Origin of the sequence: Moorena sp. SIO4G3 (genome assembly GCF_010692305.1) — a bacterium.
Lineage (GTDB): Bacteria > Cyanobacteriota > Cyanobacteriia > Cyanobacteriales > Coleofasciculaceae > Moorena > Moorena producens_A.
In genome coordinates this window covers 1-14,069 of record NZ_JAAHIG010000239.1, presented here as the reverse complement: position 1 = coordinate 14,069, position 14,069 = coordinate 1, and the positions used below count along the sequence as shown (strand labels likewise).

The following is a 14,069-nucleotide window of genomic DNA, read 5'->3' as shown; positions in this document are numbered from 1 at the left end:
AATCCGATCTAGCCCTGGTTCAAAAAGCGGAACGACTGATCAAGCGGGATCAGTTAGCCTTAATCATTGTTGACGAAACCGAAGATAAGATCAGTCTGTCATTATTGCAATTTCCCCTATGGCTTGCTTTTGCACCTGATCCTCGGCAGATGTATACTTACGACGATTATTGAATTACTTGGTTTACTGGGTTTGATTTTAGCAAAACAGGCGCGAAACTGCTGCCACTCGGGAGGTTCAGCGAACTGAAAAATCGATGTAGTTGGCCCGACAAGGGTTTCCCCCACTTGCGCTTTGCATCAAGACACTCAGCAATGTTACAGCCCTGCTACCCTAAGGGTGGTGATCGGGGAATTATTCCCGGATCTTGTGAAAATTTTCAACATGACACCAATGGTACTTAACTTAACTTGGAGTGGGCTACTAGTAATCTCAGCCTATTTATTAGGTTCCCTGCCTACTGGTTACCTAGCAGGACGCTGGCTTAAAGATATTGATATTCGTGAGCATGGCTCTGGCTCCACCGGTGCCACCAATATATTGAGAACTGTGGGCAAAGGACCAGCAGTGGTGGTATTACTGATTGATGCCTTGAAAGGAGTAGCGGCTATTAGTCTAGTCCATGGCTTTTATACCCTGACACAAGTTTCTCTACTCCCTCAAACCTGGCAACCCTGGTTAGTGGCATTAGCTGCGTTTGCTGCTATCTTTGGTCATAGTAAATCCATTTGGCTAAACTTCACCGGAGGGAAATCCGTTGCGACCAGTATAGGTGTTATATTTACCATGTCTTGGCCTGTAGGGTTAGGAACCCTAGGTGTATTTGCAGTAGTCTTGGCAATTTCTCGTATTGTCTCGCTCAGTTCCATTGCTGGTGCGATCGCTGTTTCCCTACTGATGTACCTTACCAAAGCTCCTCTTGCCTATGAGCTATTTGGTATTGCTGCTGGCATATATGTGATCATCCGTCACCGCAGTAACATCCAGCGTCTACTTACAGGTACCGAACCCCAAATCGGGAAACCCCTTTCTCCAGCAGTATCCTTAGAGACTGGAACAGACTAAGACTATAAAACACAAGTCCCTGGTTATGGATTGCTTGGGTACAAATCTAATCAAGGAGCGGACTTAGGCAGCGGTGCAACACCGCACTTTTTGCGACGCGGTGCGACCCCGGTCGGGTGTCCCGACAAGCGTGAACGCGCACCAAGAGAACGAAGGGTGAAAGCACAGCAACAGATATCGTTGTATGCTAGGGGTTGAATTGAGACAAAAATTCTGGTAGTAAATTCCAGCAATTCTCATTTTTAAACATTAGATTTGGAACGGGATTAGCCCAAAGTAGTAGCGCTAATCGCAATCGTTTACGTTGGTGATAGGAGATACATGAGGGAAAACTTCACATGATGATGGACTGTATTAAACTGAGCAATATTCGCTGCTACGGCTACACTGGCTACCTACCCGAAGAACAGACCCTAGGACAATGGTTTGAAGTAGACCTAACCATGTGGCTAGATCTAAGCCCTGCGGGAGAAAGTGATGACCTTAGGGATACCATGGATTATCGGCAAACTATTGATACTGTCAAGCATTTGGTTAAAACCTCAAAATGTGCCCTGATCGAAAAATTGGCAAATCAAATTGCTAATGCCATCCTAGAATTCGATAAGGTGGAGCAAGTCCAGGTGCAGTTAAGCAAACCTGGTGCCCCCATTCCGGATTTTGGAGGTAAGATCACCCTGGAAGTGACTAGAAGCCGTCACAATAGGTAGGAGGAATAATTCAACATCGTGGGTTTTTAGGGAGATCATGACTTTTCGCATACTCAGCTTAGATGGCGGTGGTATTCGGGGCGTTATCGCAGCAGTAATCTTGGCGGAATTGGAGAAAGATATTAACCAGCCCCTCAACAAGTATTTTGATTTAATTGCAGGTACCTCCACTGGTTCAATCTTGGCTGCCGGAATTGCCACTGGCATCCCCAGTGGGGAGATGATTAGACTTTATGAACAGAAAGGGGAAAGGATTTTCCGCTACACCAGTCGTTTTTCACTAAAGCGGCTGAAGGTTATCCTTAAGTATGGTCTTTCTGCTCCTAAACACTCCAATCAGGGGTTAATTGAGGTGATGAAAGAACAGTTTGGGACGACCAAGCTGTCGGATATCTACGATTCACCTCGGCTGTTGATCACAGCCTACGACACCATTAGTCGCATGCCGATTATATTTAAAAGCTGGCGTGAAGACAAAGATTATTTTCATGTTCCCTTGTGGGAAGCCTGTGTCTGTTCCGCATCTGCCCCCACCTATTTTCCAGCCCATCAACTCAAGACTCAAAGCAAGACTTACTCAGCAATTGATGGTGGGGTTGGGGCGAATAATCCCTCAAGCTGTGCATTAGCTGAAGCGATCCGCTTAAATCATTCCCTTGAGGAAATTTCTATAATCTCCATTGGCACAGGAGCATCCAACCGCCCCATTCCTTGGGAAAAAGCTAAAGGCTGGGGATTGGGACAATGGGGATGGCAAGGACGATTGATTGAAGTGCTATTTGATGCTCCTTCTGACATTCACCGGTATATTACCAAAGAGTTGATGGGTAGCTTAGAATCCGAAGATGCAACAGTTTCTCGTTACCTGCGTCTACAACCGGAAATCACTAATGACACAATGGATGATGCGACTCGGAGCAATATTGCCAAGTTAAAGCGTGTTGCTAAGAATTACGCCTGGCAAAACCAAGGTTTGTTCCAGAACTTCCTGAAAATCCATTGAGGAACCTTTAAAATCTTGTTGGTCGGTTTACTACTGATAATTCAAGGAACTTGGTTACTTGTTAGTGGTTAATTAAAAACTAACATTTATGGTATCAACCCAATTAGACGTGATGTAAGCAGTCAGCAGTCAGCAGTCAGCCGTCAGCCGTCAGCTAAAAGCTCACGGGAATTGAGGTGGTTAAAATAAACCTCTAAGCGTGAGAATTTAATAGTTCCAGATTAATGATAATTGAAAGGTAAGCATATGCTGATAAGCGACACGCTGATAGCACCTCAAGTAGCACCATCTGTAGCGCATTAGCTGATAACTGATCAGCGACACGCGCTATAGCTTACCAATTGGGGACCGAATTGATAAATGCTATAAAATTGGGCAATGACGTTAAAAGCTCGTAAAAAATTTGCTCAACATTGGTTGCGTAGCGAGGAGGCACTGAACCAAATCGTCACAGCTGCTAATTTACACAAAAGCGATCGCATTCTAGAAATTGGTCCGGGTACTGGCATTCTTACCCAGCGGTTACTGCCTTTTGTTCAGTCTGTAGTGGCGGTAGAAATTGATCGAGACTTGTGCCGATTTTTAGTTAAAAAACTCGGTAAGATAGATAATTTTTTACTTCTGCAAGGGGACTTTCTATCCCTAGACTTAGATACATTGTTAGCTAACTTTTCCAATTTCCAAAAACCTAATAAAGTTGTTGCCAATATCCCATATAATATCACCGGTCCAATTCTGGAAAAGTTGCTAGGTACTATTACTCAGCCAGCTGTGCCAGGGTTTGATTTAATCGTGCTGCTAGTGCAAAAAGAAGTCGCTCAGCGGTTATATGCCAAACCCAGTTGTAGACAATTCGGGGCATTATCAGTGCGGGTGCAGTATCTCGCCGAATGTGAATTGATTTGCGATGTCCCTGGGTCGGCCTTCTCTCCTCCCCCCAAGGTGGATTCTGCTGTGGTGCGCTTACATCCGAGCCTAGCCGAACCACCAGCTTCTGACCCCAGATGCTTGGAGACACTATTGAAACTGGGCTTTGGCAGCAAACGTAAAATGTTGCGCAATAATTTAAAATCTGTAATTGAACGCGATCGCATCACCCAATTGCTGGAACAATTAGAAATAAGCCCTCAAGCCCGAGCCGAAGACCTTAGTGTTGCTCAATGGATAGCCCTAGCTAATCAGATCACCATAAAGAATGCATTCATACTCCCTAAATGCCCCAGCTAAAATCAATCTGTATTTGGAAATCCTCGGTGATGCGGGTGATGGTTATCACGAACTCGCAATGATTCTCCAAAGCATCGAATTAGCTGATCAAATCGACATCCGTGCCATTGGTACACAGGAGATTAAAGTCCACTGTAATCATCCGGAAGTGCCAACGGATGAAAGCAACCTCGCTTATAAAGCAGCTGCCTTGATGTGGGAGGAGTTTCCTGAGTGTTTTGCTAACTTGGGTGGTGTGGAAATTACTATCCACAAGCGAATTCCTGTAGCGGCTGGACTAGCTGGTGGCTCGACGGATGCAGCGGCTGTGTTAGTAGGAATCGATATGTTGTGGCAATTGGGATTAACCCACCCGGAATTACAACAATTGGGAGCACAGCTTGGATCCGATGTGCCGTTTTGCCTTGCTGGTGGCACCGCTCTAGCTCTGGGGAGAGGTGAGCGGTTGTCTGCCCTACCGGGACTGGATTCTCTATATGTGGTTTTGGGGAAATACCGCAGTCTCATGGTTTCTACTGCTTGGGCTTATCAGACTTATCGGAATCAGTTTGGGGAAACCTATATCCGGGAGCCTGAGGACTTAGAATCCCGTGCTAATCGTGTTCATAGCGGTCCAATGGTCAAGGCAATTCTGAATAAGGATGGGGGAGAGATTAGCAAACTATTGCGCAATGATTTAGAGAAAGTGGTGTTACCCAATCACCCCAAAGTCTTGCAACTACGGGAAGCCTTTGAGAATAGTGGTGCCATAGGAACCATGATGTCTGGTTCAGGTCCGACGGTATTTGCCCTGTGCGAGTCCCAGGAGCAAGCCCAGGAAATTCAACAGAAAGTAAGCATTGACATTACTGACCCAGATTTAGAGTTTTGGGTGACCAAGTTATCGACTCAGGGAATTCAGATAATTTCAACACCTTGAGTCGTTAGTGTTGAGTTGGTTAGCCCTAACTTGGTTAGCCCTGAGTTGGTTAGTCCTGAGTCGAAAATGACTAACCAGATTCTCCTAGAGATTAAACATAATTAAGACTATTTATGCTTAAAATAAGCCTCCATTACCTGGCGCACAATTGGTCCTGCCACTGAACCTCCACCGCCGCCGGAATGTTCCACAAAAGCAACAACTGCAATCTCGGGTTTATCATAGGGGGCAAAACCACCAAACCAAGCATGAGCCTTGCCAGGAGGAGCCTCTGCTGTTCCACTCTTACCAGCGGCAGGAGGTAACTCTGGCACCCTCAATGCAGCTCCTGTTCCCCCAGTAACCACAGCTCGCAGTCCTCGGCGTAGGGTTTGAATCGTTGATGGCTTCATATTCATGGACACTCGCCCTTTGATAGCATCCTGATTGTTCTTGAGCAAGTGGGGTTTAACCCGGTAGCCGCCATTGGCAACTACAGAAAACATGACTGAGGTTTGTAAGGGTGTTCCAAGGGTAAATCCTTGACCAATAGACATATTTATGGTATCGCCAACGGTCCATCCCCAATTGTAGTTTTTCCGCTTCCAGGCATCATCCACTATCAAACCACGGGATTCGCCGGATAACTCAATACCAGTTTTTTCACCAAAGCCATATCTACGAGCCCATTCAATCAGGGTTTTCCCCCCAACCCCTCGACCGATTTGACCAAAGAAGGTGTTACTGCTCCAAGCCATAGCACCAACAAATCCCATTGGACCAAATCCGGCTCGGTTCCACTCCCCAAAGGCATGACCACCGACATACAGGTAAGGATAAGTCTGTAAAACAGTTTTGGGAGAATACCGACCAGATTCCATACCCGCCGAAGCCGTGACCACCTTAAATGTACTGGCTGGAGGAAACCCTCGCATTGCCCGGTTGATAAACGGATTCCCTCTGCCTTGTAGCTTTCGCCAGGTTTCTGAGGTGATGCGAGTCGAGAAAATATTCGGGTCAAAGGTTGGACGAGAAACCATTGCGAGGACAGCACCGGTGTTGGGGTCCATAGCCACGACTGCCCCTTTGCGATCGCCTAATGCTGCCTCGGCTGCCTTCTGCACGTCTATATCGATGCTTATATGGATAGGTTTACCCGGTTTTGCCTGTTTCTGACCCAGAACTCTGACGACTCGTCCAGCACCATCAACTTCTACTTGCTGACCGCCCCATTCTCCCCGTAGCAGATGCTCATAAGACTTCTCCACCCCCATTTTTCCAACCACGTCACCGAGGCGGTAGCCGTCAGGTTTACGCCGTTGCAGCTCTTCATAGTCTAACTCTCCAGTATAACCTAGAACGTGAGCCGATAGCTGTCCATGGGGATAGTACCGCAAGGCATCAATATCCACCTCTATCCCCTGTAATTCATTGCTGTACTCAGCCAAGGCAGTAACTTGAGCGCGAGTAACACCACGGGCAATCCGAAGTAGGTAAGGAGAGTTATAGCCCGCTTGTTCCAGACGCTTTTGAATCTCAGCGTCTGGTATCTTCAAAATTTGGGACAGGCGTTTGCGAGTTTGGGGCCATTGCTCCTGCCTAAGAACCATGGGCCACACAAAGACCGAGTGAGACAACCGATAGCTAGCTAATACTCTGCCCTTACGGTCAAAAATATTGCCCCGTATAGGGGGCTTGGGAATCAGACGAATCCGGTTATTTTCTGCCAGCTGTTGGTTGCGTTCCCCTTGAACTAGCTGTAAATACGCTAAACGGGAACCAATTCCCCCCAGCAAGAATAGGCTAATCAGTACCATAATCACTACGGATTGGTATTTGCGTCCGACCGTGCGGGAATTAGATCGATATACTGTATACGAAGATAAGGAAGGCTGAATTAATGTCATCGTCCGAGGTCTGAGAATGGGGAATGGGACTTGGAGAACACGGAATTGGGCAATTAAGGCGAATAGTCTGTGATCAATCCAGTAAGCTATTGGCTTGGATTCCCAATACGCCCCCCTTTTCAATTAAGAATTAAGGATTGACAATTGACAACTAAACAACAGGACTTACGCCCCAAGCTTGTCAGTTAAAACTGGGTATGGGGTTTAGGGTAACCGGGTGTAGTGAGCAGAATTGGAACATCCCCGATTAATTGCCCACACCGGTTCGCCTAGAGCCGCCCCAAATCTTTGATTAAGGAGGCTCTGATCTGCCCCTGTTCCATTAGCCTAATACCTAGTCACGCCTAATACCCAGCAATTTACTTCCGCACCTCAGCTACTGGATCAGTGCAGATCCGTTTAGCTACCGCAGGAGTATTTTTAGGTTGGAGGATAAAATAAACCCAAGGAGAGAAACCGTGTTCCACAGATGCAGACAGACGATGCATGACTCTGGGGGCATCACTACTGCTGAAATAACCACCATGTTTCAAACGACTGTTAAAGAACCACGTCCGACTGCTACGACTACAGCTAAACTTGATGTTGAACTCCGCAAGGTTTTTAAAGTGTTCGACACCGAGACTGTTGTCCGTGGTGTTGACTTAAGTATCCGTCAAGGAGAATTTTTTAGCATTCTTGGTCCGTCTGGCTGTGGCAAAACTACAACCTTGCGTTTAGTAGCGGGATTTGAGATGCCTTCAGCTGGGGAGGTAATGATTCAGGGACGCTCGATGAATCATATTCCACCACACCGCCGACCTGTCAATACGGTCTTTCAAAGTTATGCTCTATTCAATCACCTGAGTGTATCGGAAAATATTGCCTTTGGTCTACGCCTAAAAAAGCTACCCCCATTGGAGGTTGAGGAACGAGTCAAAGCAGCCCTCAAACAAGTGAAACTGGAGGGATTGGCGAATCGGTATCCCCCTCAACTGTCTGGGGGTCAACAGCAACGAGTGGCATTAGCCCGAGCATTAGTTAATCGACCAGCGGTGCTGTTGTTGGATGAACCCTTGGGAGCGCTAGATTTCAAGCTGCGCAAACAGATGCAGGTGGAACTTTCAAATCTCCATCAAGACCTGGGGTTAACTTTTGTGATGGTGACCCACGACCAAGAAGAAGCCATGAGTCTTTCTGACCGTATCGCTGTGATGCGTGCAGGTAAAATTGAGCAAGTTGGTTCCCCCAGAGAAATCTATGAAAATCCTCGGACAACCTTTGTGGCGGACTTTATCGGTGATACCAATTTATTTAAAGGTCGTCTGCAACGGTCCGATGCCGACTCACTCGAAATTACCACCAAGACTGGTATCAAGATTGTGGTTGAGTCTCCATCCGTTAGAGAAGTCCTGGATAATTCTAATGCTCAGGATATTGTAGTAGGTGTACGACCAGAGAAAATTCGCCTGAGTCTTTCCCCGCCAACAGTAACAACAACTACTACTACTATGAATTGCTTTGAAGGACGTCTCAAACACGCGATGTACCTGGGTACTCATATTCAATGTGTGGTGGAGTTACTCAGTGGCGACTGTCTTAGAGTCATACTTGCCAACACCAATAACAAGTTACCAGACCCTAACACGACAATTTATGCTCGTTGGGCACCCACCGATTGTCGCGTGTTGGAGGAATAATTTAAAGATAATGGTAGTTTTTGAGCCTAGTTTGCTGGCAAAATAGTGCTGAGTAAAGCAAGAGATTTTTAGTTGTTGACTTCAATTCTGGTGGATTAATTATCCTATCTGTTTTCGGGTAATGGGTAATGGGTAATCGGTTTTGAAAAAATTTATTCAACCTACCCTAAAATGGACGCCTGGGCAAAAACAAACGTCAACCTTCAACCTTTTCAATCGTGCTTTATAAGGATCAACCAACATTCCTAAAACGCCGTACAAGGCGCAACTTTTTACAGCTAGCAACGGTCGCTACCCTATCAGGTCTAACCTTGTCTGGATGTGGCTGGACTCTAGCTGAGGTCAGACCAACACCTCCTTCACGAGGTGACAGAAATAAACTATTTATCTACACTTGGACTAACTATACCGATGATGAGCTACTAGACCGCTTTACCGAAATAACTGGAATCAAAGCTGTAGTCGATGTCTTTGATTCCAACGAAGCTATGCTTGCTCGACTTCAGGCTTCTGGGGGCGGAGCCTATAGCATTATCTACCCGTCTGACTACATGGTGCGAAAGATGGTTGAGTTGGATCTGTTGGTGAAACTGGATTTTGAACGCATCATCGGAATAAATCGACTGTTTTCTAAGTTCCTCAATCCCATATATGACCCCAACAATTTGCACAGTATTCCTCTGAGCTGGGGAACAACGGGTTTGATTTACAATTCCAAAAAACTATCTAAGGTACCAGAGGATTGGAGCTATCTTTGGCAATATAAAGATAAATTATCGAGACGGATGACTTTGCTCAACGATGTGCGAGAAGTGATGGGTGCCACTTTGAAAATGTTAGGTTACTCGTACAACTCTACCAATCCCCAGGAGATCAAAAAGGCCTATGAAATGTTGGTGGAGTTAAAACCAAGTATTGCTTCATTTTCTTCTGATGCTTGGCGATCGCAAATCCTAAGTGGGGATTTATGGCTTGCGATGTGTTACTCCTCTGATGCTGTTGAAATCATGGCAGAAAACTCAGATTTGCAGTACGTCCTACCGAAAAGTGGTTCTTCCTTGTGGATCGATACCTTGGCAATTCCTAAAACAGCTCCCAATCTTGAGGGTGCCTATGCTTGGATTAACTTTATGTTAGAAGCAGATGTTGCTGCTCAAATGTGTGAACGGTTGAGCTTCGCCACACCAAACCAAAAAGCCTTTAAGCTATTGTCCCGTGACATCCAAGAGGATCCAAGTTTGTTTCCAGAAGAATCAGCGTTAGAACGTTGTGAAGGTGTTGCACCTGTTGACGAGGTAAGCGTTGTTTATGACCGCTACTGGACTCAGTTGACCAGTGGTTAGGAGTTAGGAATTAGCCCTTTTCAACACCCTACAGTTTAGGAAACTAGTACGGAAATGCAGAAATAAACATACCATTCAAAATACCTATCAAAAAGAGCTAAACGCTATTTAAAACTGCTATAATTAACAAATTAAAACCAATTTATAGTGATAAAATACTAAATAATAATTCACATTTTTATTTTAAATCTAGATATCATAATATAGCATGAAAAAAAATGCTATAAGTCTTGGATTAATGAATAATAAATAATGATTAAAAACTAATGATAAATAACACTGAAAGCGTTACTGAGAACATTGCTGAATCCCCAGTTATGCAAGATAAGAGACACTTACGATGGCAGTGGTTAGAACCCCTAGGATTGCTCAGTCCAGCAGGTATATGGTTAGCTTTGTTGTTGGTGCTGCCAACCCTAGTGATTTTTGAGCTAAGTTTGGTACCCAACATTAGACCAGGAGATGTGGTCAATCCGTCTGGTATTGATAATTATTTGCGGGTATTTGATCCAGTAATCTTGCAAGTGATGGGGCGATCGCTTTTTTTGGCCATGGGAACCACTGTGATTTGTCTTGTGCTAGGATTTCCTGTGGCTTATTGGATTGCTCAGCTAGCACCCAAGCGGTGGCAAAATTTACTGCTGCTGGGTTTTATCTTACCGTTATGGACATCTTCTCTACTGCGTTCTTATGCCTGGATTACCATTCTGCGACCGACTGGGGTTCTCAATACATTACTGACTAGTCTTGGACTACCAGGGTTGGATTTGCTCAATCGTAGTGCTGCTGTATTGATTGCCATGGCTTACAGCTTTCTGCCATATATGGTCTTGATTCTCTATGCGTCTATAGAAAAGTTAGACAAACGGTTGTTAGAAGCAGCAGCGGATTTAGGGGCAAATCCCTATCAAACGTTTTGGAAGGTAACTGTACCCCAAACTCTACCAGGAATTGCCGCAGGTTCTTTGCTAGTATTTATCTCTGGATTAGGGGATTTTGTTAATCCCGAATTGCTAGGGGGAGCATCGAGTATGACTGGAGCAAGATTGATTTATAACCAGTTTTTAGGAGCTACTCAAAACTGGGGATTTGGGTCAGCTTTGAGTATGATGTTAATTTTGGTAGTTAGTATAGCGATCGCACTTTTGATTAAGTATGGTGATCCCAAAGCACAAGCATAGCACTATAGAAAAGGGAGTAGGGAGTAGGGAGTAGGGAGTAGGGAGTAGGGAGTAGGGAGTAGGGAGTAGGGAGTAGGGAGTAGGGAGTAGGGAGTAGGGAAATTCGGATCAACAATTCTCACAATTCCTACACGGATACCTATAAAAAGAAAAGGGTTCCATTCATAAAAATGTAAAATTTTAACTATAAACTTTAAATTAAATAACAAGTAACAAGTAACAAGTAACAAGTAACAAGTAACAAGTAACAAGTAACAAGTAACAATTGACGAATGACTAATGAGCAACTCTACCATCAGCAGGAGGAGCTTCCCCTAGACATGGTAAATTCTCAACCAAAACTCCGGGTTTCTTGGCAAGGTATTTTCTCCCTGGTGATGTTCTTTTATATGTACTTACCCCTGCTGGTACTGACGTTTTATAGCTTCAATGACTCTAAATACAGTGCCCAGTGGCAGGGATTCACGTTTAAGTGGTACCTGAAACTATGGCAGGACGAGAGTGTAAGGACCGCACTATTCAATAGTCTCACGGTAGCGCTAGTGGCAGTAGGGATTTCTGCGGTATTAGGTACCATGATGGCAGTCGGTTTAGCCCGTTACCAGTTTCCAGGGAAACGCTTGTATCGAGGGATATCCTACTTACCCCTGATTATCCCAGATATTGCGATCGCAGTCGCAACTCTAATCTTTTTGGCAGTTATGGCTATTCCTCTTAGTCTGTGGACTATCATAGCAGCTCATATAGTTTTCTGTTTGGCTTATATTGCCATTGTTGTTTCCTCCCGTATCACCCAGCTTGACCCTCACCTAGAAGAAGCAGCCCTTGATTTAGGAGCAACGCCCCTACAAGCTTTTATAAAAATCTTACTACCGGAATTGATGCCAGGGATTATTGCCGGTTGTTTATTATCTTTTGTCCTAAGTATGGATGATTTTCTGATTTCTAGTTTTACGGCTGGGACTGGTGCAACTACTCTACCCATGGAAATCTTTAGCCGCATCCGCACTGGTGTTAAACCAGATATAAATGCTCTTAGTGTTTTGCTAATCCTGGTATCAGGGGCAGTTGCTTTTATAGCTGAATGGCTCCGTTATCGGAGTGTGGAAAATCGGCAATAATCGGGAATCGGGAATCGGGAATCGGGAATCGGGAATCGGGAATCGGGAATTGGGAATTTATAACTGATACAAGGTTACTTTATATTATTCCATTATATTATTCCATTCCTTAGTTCAGCAACCCCAAAATTTATAATTCATCTTTGATAATTCATCCTTGATTTCAATTTATCTAACCTTTCTTCCAATTCAGTAGTAAGTTGTTCGAGCCGATGGTCATTACTTAAGTAGGGAGAGGTAGTTTTAGCGATTCTGAATAGTTGAGTGGCGATTAATTGTTGTTTTTCACCCCAAAGTGTCTTGACTGAACGCAACTGATCTTGTTTGAGCCAATTAAAGCAAAAGTGAGCATAACGGATTGAGGAACGAATTCCCCGTGCTGTTCTAGGATATAAATCCCACAGAGGCATGATATATTGGGGTTGGTATTTCAAACCAACAGATAAGCACCAATCCTGCCATTTAAATGCCAAGATAGTGGGATTAGTGCAGATAGGAATCCAAGGAATTCGTAGGGCATCGGCTACAATTGCTCCATGCATCGCTTCTGTTAGTAAGATGTTGGTTTGGCTGATAGCAGATAATACTTGCTCCACAGGCAAACGAGGGTCAATATACTTAAAGCCGATTTGTTCACAGATTTGATGCCAGGCTTGACCGCCATATCTGGCAGATTTAGCATGGGGCATAACGGCAAATTGATGGATTTTTTGACTGGTTGGATGGAAGAGTCGTCTGACTAGCACTGCTCCATCGGTAACGGCTAATTGAGGGGAAATGTCTAAGGCTTTGGCGGAGAGGGGTCCTCTTACACAGTCAATTGTCCAGGAATCTTGGAGTTTTGGTAACTTTTCATAACCGACTCCGGTACTAAAAATGATGATTCGGCGAGCATTGGGTAAACGCTTGGGGAGTAAATTATTTAGGAGGGTACCGATTCCAACAAAGGCGGTGCTTTCATCGTCATCTAGTAAGTTAGGGATTAACTGTTGCCATAACCAAGGGTTTAGGTCATCGCCAAAGTTATTGAGACCACCAGGGAATCGTTTGGGTGAGTATTGGTAGTAGAAGAGTTTCATTATCCCCTAATATGTCGCATTTTTCTTCCGTAGAGCCACTAAAGGTTTATGTTCCGGCCTTGACCAGCTGGTCAACAGTCAGTTTTAGTTCTGGGAAAGTTGGTGATTCAATAGAATCACAGCCTGTAAAGGTTTTGCCTTCTTTATATTCATTATCAGCTAACTCGTATATCCAAACTGTAGGAATTTTAGGAGACCCAATGTATCGGGTTCCTCCCAAGGCTTTATAGTCAACAATCCAGTATTCTGGAATACCAAATTTTTCGTATTCAGCCAGTTTGGTTAGATAGTCATCTTGCCAGTTTGTACTAACGACTTCCACGATTAACTTAGCTGATTTACCGATTGAGATACTTGATCTTTTTTCCCAGTATGGGTCTTCCGCAACAGTTTGTTTATCCAAAACAATGATATCTGGTAAATAGCCTTCTCCTTGTTGATAGGGTTTGACAAGACAAGTTCGAGGAATAAAGTAGGGTAGTGAAAGTCTCTCTATTTCGACATCGAGTTTTCTGGCAATGAGAGCTGCTACTTGTTCGTGCAAACCGGTGGGACGCATAGCTACAATTCTACCCTGGCGAAGTTCATAGTTTCCTCCATCCTCTGGGTACTGTTCTAAAAATTCGTTAAAGGTTAATAGTTTTGATACTGCTTGAACCATAGTTATAACTGGTTAATAATTACTATTGGGTTAGTATAGCTGTTTTCAATTGGGTGAGGTACTTTCGTACTAGGTTTTAGGGAGCAGGGAGCAGGGAGCAGGGAGCAGGGAGCAGGGAGCAGGGAGCAGGGAGCAGGGAGCAGGGAGCAGGGAGCAGGGAGCAGGGAGCAGGGAGCAGGGAGCAGTGAGCAGGGA

Annotated in this window: 14 protein-coding genes; 10 read left to right on the top strand and 4 right to left on the bottom strand. The window is 44.7% G+C overall.

The genetic code is table 11. The features are described from left to right. From F6J99_RS30450 to ispE, 6 genes are all read left to right on the top strand, one after another. The coding region (locus F6J99_RS30450) for a DUF3086 domain-containing protein (protein WP_293118527.1) at positions 1 to 173 on the top strand (173 nt) is incomplete at its 5' end. A 211-nt stretch (positions 174 to 384) separates the two neighbouring features. Further along, positions 385 to 1,065, top strand: a complete 681-nt coding sequence (plsY, locus tag F6J99_RS30445; protein WP_365974526.1) for a glycerol-3-phosphate 1-O-acyltransferase PlsY — start codon at positions 385 to 387, stop codon at positions 1,063 to 1,065. Positions 1,066 to 1,409: 344 nt separating this feature from the next. Next, positions 1,410 to 1,775: a dihydroneopterin aldolase gene (gene folB, locus F6J99_RS30440; protein WP_070396604.1), complete on the top strand. Its 366-nt coding sequence runs from the start codon at positions 1,410 to 1,412 to the stop codon at positions 1,773 to 1,775. Between the two features lie 37 nt (positions 1,776 to 1,812). Beyond that, positions 1,813 to 2,778: a CBASS cGAMP-activated phospholipase gene (locus F6J99_RS30435; protein WP_293118517.1), complete on the top strand. Its 966-nt coding sequence runs from the start codon at positions 1,813 to 1,815 to the stop codon at positions 2,776 to 2,778. 378 nt (positions 2,779 to 3,156) lie between these two features. Beyond that, positions 3,157 to 4,005, top strand: a complete 849-nt coding sequence (gene rsmA, locus F6J99_RS30430) for a 16S rRNA (adenine(1518)-N(6)/adenine(1519)-N(6))-dimethyltransferase RsmA (RefSeq protein ID WP_293118515.1) — start codon at positions 3,157 to 3,159, stop codon at positions 4,003 to 4,005. Next, on the top strand, positions 3,974 to 4,924 hold the full coding sequence (ispE, locus tag F6J99_RS30425; RefSeq protein WP_293118513.1) for a 4-(cytidine 5'-diphospho)-2-C-methyl-D-erythritol kinase: 951 nt from the start codon (positions 3,974 to 3,976) through the stop codon (positions 4,922 to 4,924). Before rsmA ends, ispE begins: the two co-directional genes overlap by 32 nt. Before the next feature lie 107 nt (positions 4,925 to 5,031). Here the strand turns inward: ispE and mrdA are convergent, their stop codons facing one another. Both mrdA and F6J99_RS30415 read right to left on the bottom strand, forming a co-directional pair. Continuing rightward, a complete protein-coding gene (gene mrdA / locus F6J99_RS30420) occupies positions 5,032 to 6,720 on the bottom strand; it encodes a penicillin-binding protein 2 (protein WP_365974522.1) in 1,689 nt (562 codons plus the stop codon). Between the two features lie 449 nt (positions 6,721 to 7,169). Beyond that, complete coding sequence (locus tag F6J99_RS30415) at positions 7,170 to 7,298, bottom strand: hypothetical protein (protein ID WP_267876533.1); 129 nt, start codon at positions 7,296 to 7,298, stop codon at positions 7,170 to 7,172. A gap of 36 nt (positions 7,299 to 7,334) precedes the next feature. On the opposite strand from F6J99_RS30415, the gene F6J99_RS30410 reads away from it, so the two are divergent. From F6J99_RS30410 to F6J99_RS30395, 4 genes are all read left to right on the top strand, one after another. Further along, positions 7,335 to 8,489 (top strand): ABC transporter ATP-binding protein, encoded by a 1,155-nt coding sequence (locus F6J99_RS30410; protein WP_293118521.1) that lies wholly within the window; start codon positions 7,335 to 7,337, stop codon positions 8,487 to 8,489. 218 nt (positions 8,490 to 8,707) lie between these two features. Next, positions 8,708 to 9,832, top strand: coding sequence for a spermidine/putrescine ABC transporter substrate-binding protein (locus tag F6J99_RS30405; protein ID WP_293118511.1), 1,125 nt, complete (start codon positions 8,708 to 8,710; stop codon positions 9,830 to 9,832). Between the two features lie 317 nt (positions 9,833 to 10,149). Next, entirely contained in the window at positions 10,150 to 11,013 is an 864-nt protein-coding gene (locus F6J99_RS30400) for an ABC transporter permease (RefSeq protein WP_293118519.1), read from the top strand. A gap of 272 nt (positions 11,014 to 11,285) precedes the next feature. Then, positions 11,286 to 12,134, top strand: coding sequence for an ABC transporter permease (locus F6J99_RS30395; RefSeq protein WP_293118509.1), 849 nt, complete (start codon positions 11,286 to 11,288; stop codon positions 12,132 to 12,134). A 137-nt stretch (positions 12,135 to 12,271) separates the two neighbouring features. On the opposite strand, the gene F6J99_RS30390 is transcribed toward F6J99_RS30395, so the two are convergent. Together F6J99_RS30390 and F6J99_RS30385 are read right to left on the bottom strand one after the other, a co-directional pair. Continuing rightward, positions 12,272 to 13,213, bottom strand: coding sequence for a polysaccharide pyruvyl transferase family protein (locus tag F6J99_RS30390; protein WP_293118507.1), 942 nt, complete (start codon positions 13,211 to 13,213; stop codon positions 12,272 to 12,274). A gap of 46 nt (positions 13,214 to 13,259) precedes the next feature. Then, positions 13,260 to 13,874: a Uma2 family endonuclease gene (locus F6J99_RS30385; RefSeq protein ID WP_293118505.1), complete on the bottom strand. Its 615-nt coding sequence runs from the start codon at positions 13,872 to 13,874 to the stop codon at positions 13,260 to 13,262. Positions 13,875 to 14,069: the final 195 nt, after the last annotated feature.

Coding starts and splice junctions, on each gene's coding strand:
- plsY (WP_365974526.1), top strand. CDS start 385: ATGACACCAATGGTACTTAACTTAACTTGGAGTGGGCTACTAGTAATC.
- folB (WP_070396604.1), top strand. CDS start 1,410: ATGGACTGTATTAAACTGAGCAATATTCGCTGCTACGGCTACACTGGC.
- F6J99_RS30435 (WP_293118517.1), top strand. CDS start 1,813: ATGACTTTTCGCATACTCAGCTTAGATGGCGGTGGTATTCGGGGCGTT.
- rsmA (WP_293118515.1), top strand. CDS start 3,157: ATGACGTTAAAAGCTCGTAAAAAATTTGCTCAACATTGGTTGCGTAGC.
- ispE (WP_293118513.1), top strand. CDS start 3,974: ATGCATTCATACTCCCTAAATGCCCCAGCTAAAATCAATCTGTATTTG.
- mrdA (WP_365974522.1), bottom strand. CDS start 6,720: ATGGTACTGATTAGCCTATTCTTGCTGGGGGGAATTGGTTCCCGTTTA.
- F6J99_RS30415 (WP_267876533.1), bottom strand. CDS start 7,298: ATGCATCGTCTGTCTGCATCTGTGGAACACGGTTTCTCTCCTTGGGTT.
- F6J99_RS30410 (WP_293118521.1), top strand. CDS start 7,335: ATGTTTCAAACGACTGTTAAAGAACCACGTCCGACTGCTACGACTACA.
- F6J99_RS30400 (WP_293118519.1), top strand. CDS start 10,150: ATGCAAGATAAGAGACACTTACGATGGCAGTGGTTAGAACCCCTAGGA.
- F6J99_RS30395 (WP_293118509.1), top strand. CDS start 11,286: ATGACTAATGAGCAACTCTACCATCAGCAGGAGGAGCTTCCCCTAGAC.
- F6J99_RS30390 (WP_293118507.1), bottom strand. CDS start 13,213: ATGAAACTCTTCTACTACCAATACTCACCCAAACGATTCCCTGGTGGT.
- F6J99_RS30385 (WP_293118505.1), bottom strand. CDS start 13,874: ATGGTTCAAGCAGTATCAAAACTATTAACCTTTAACGAATTTTTAGAA.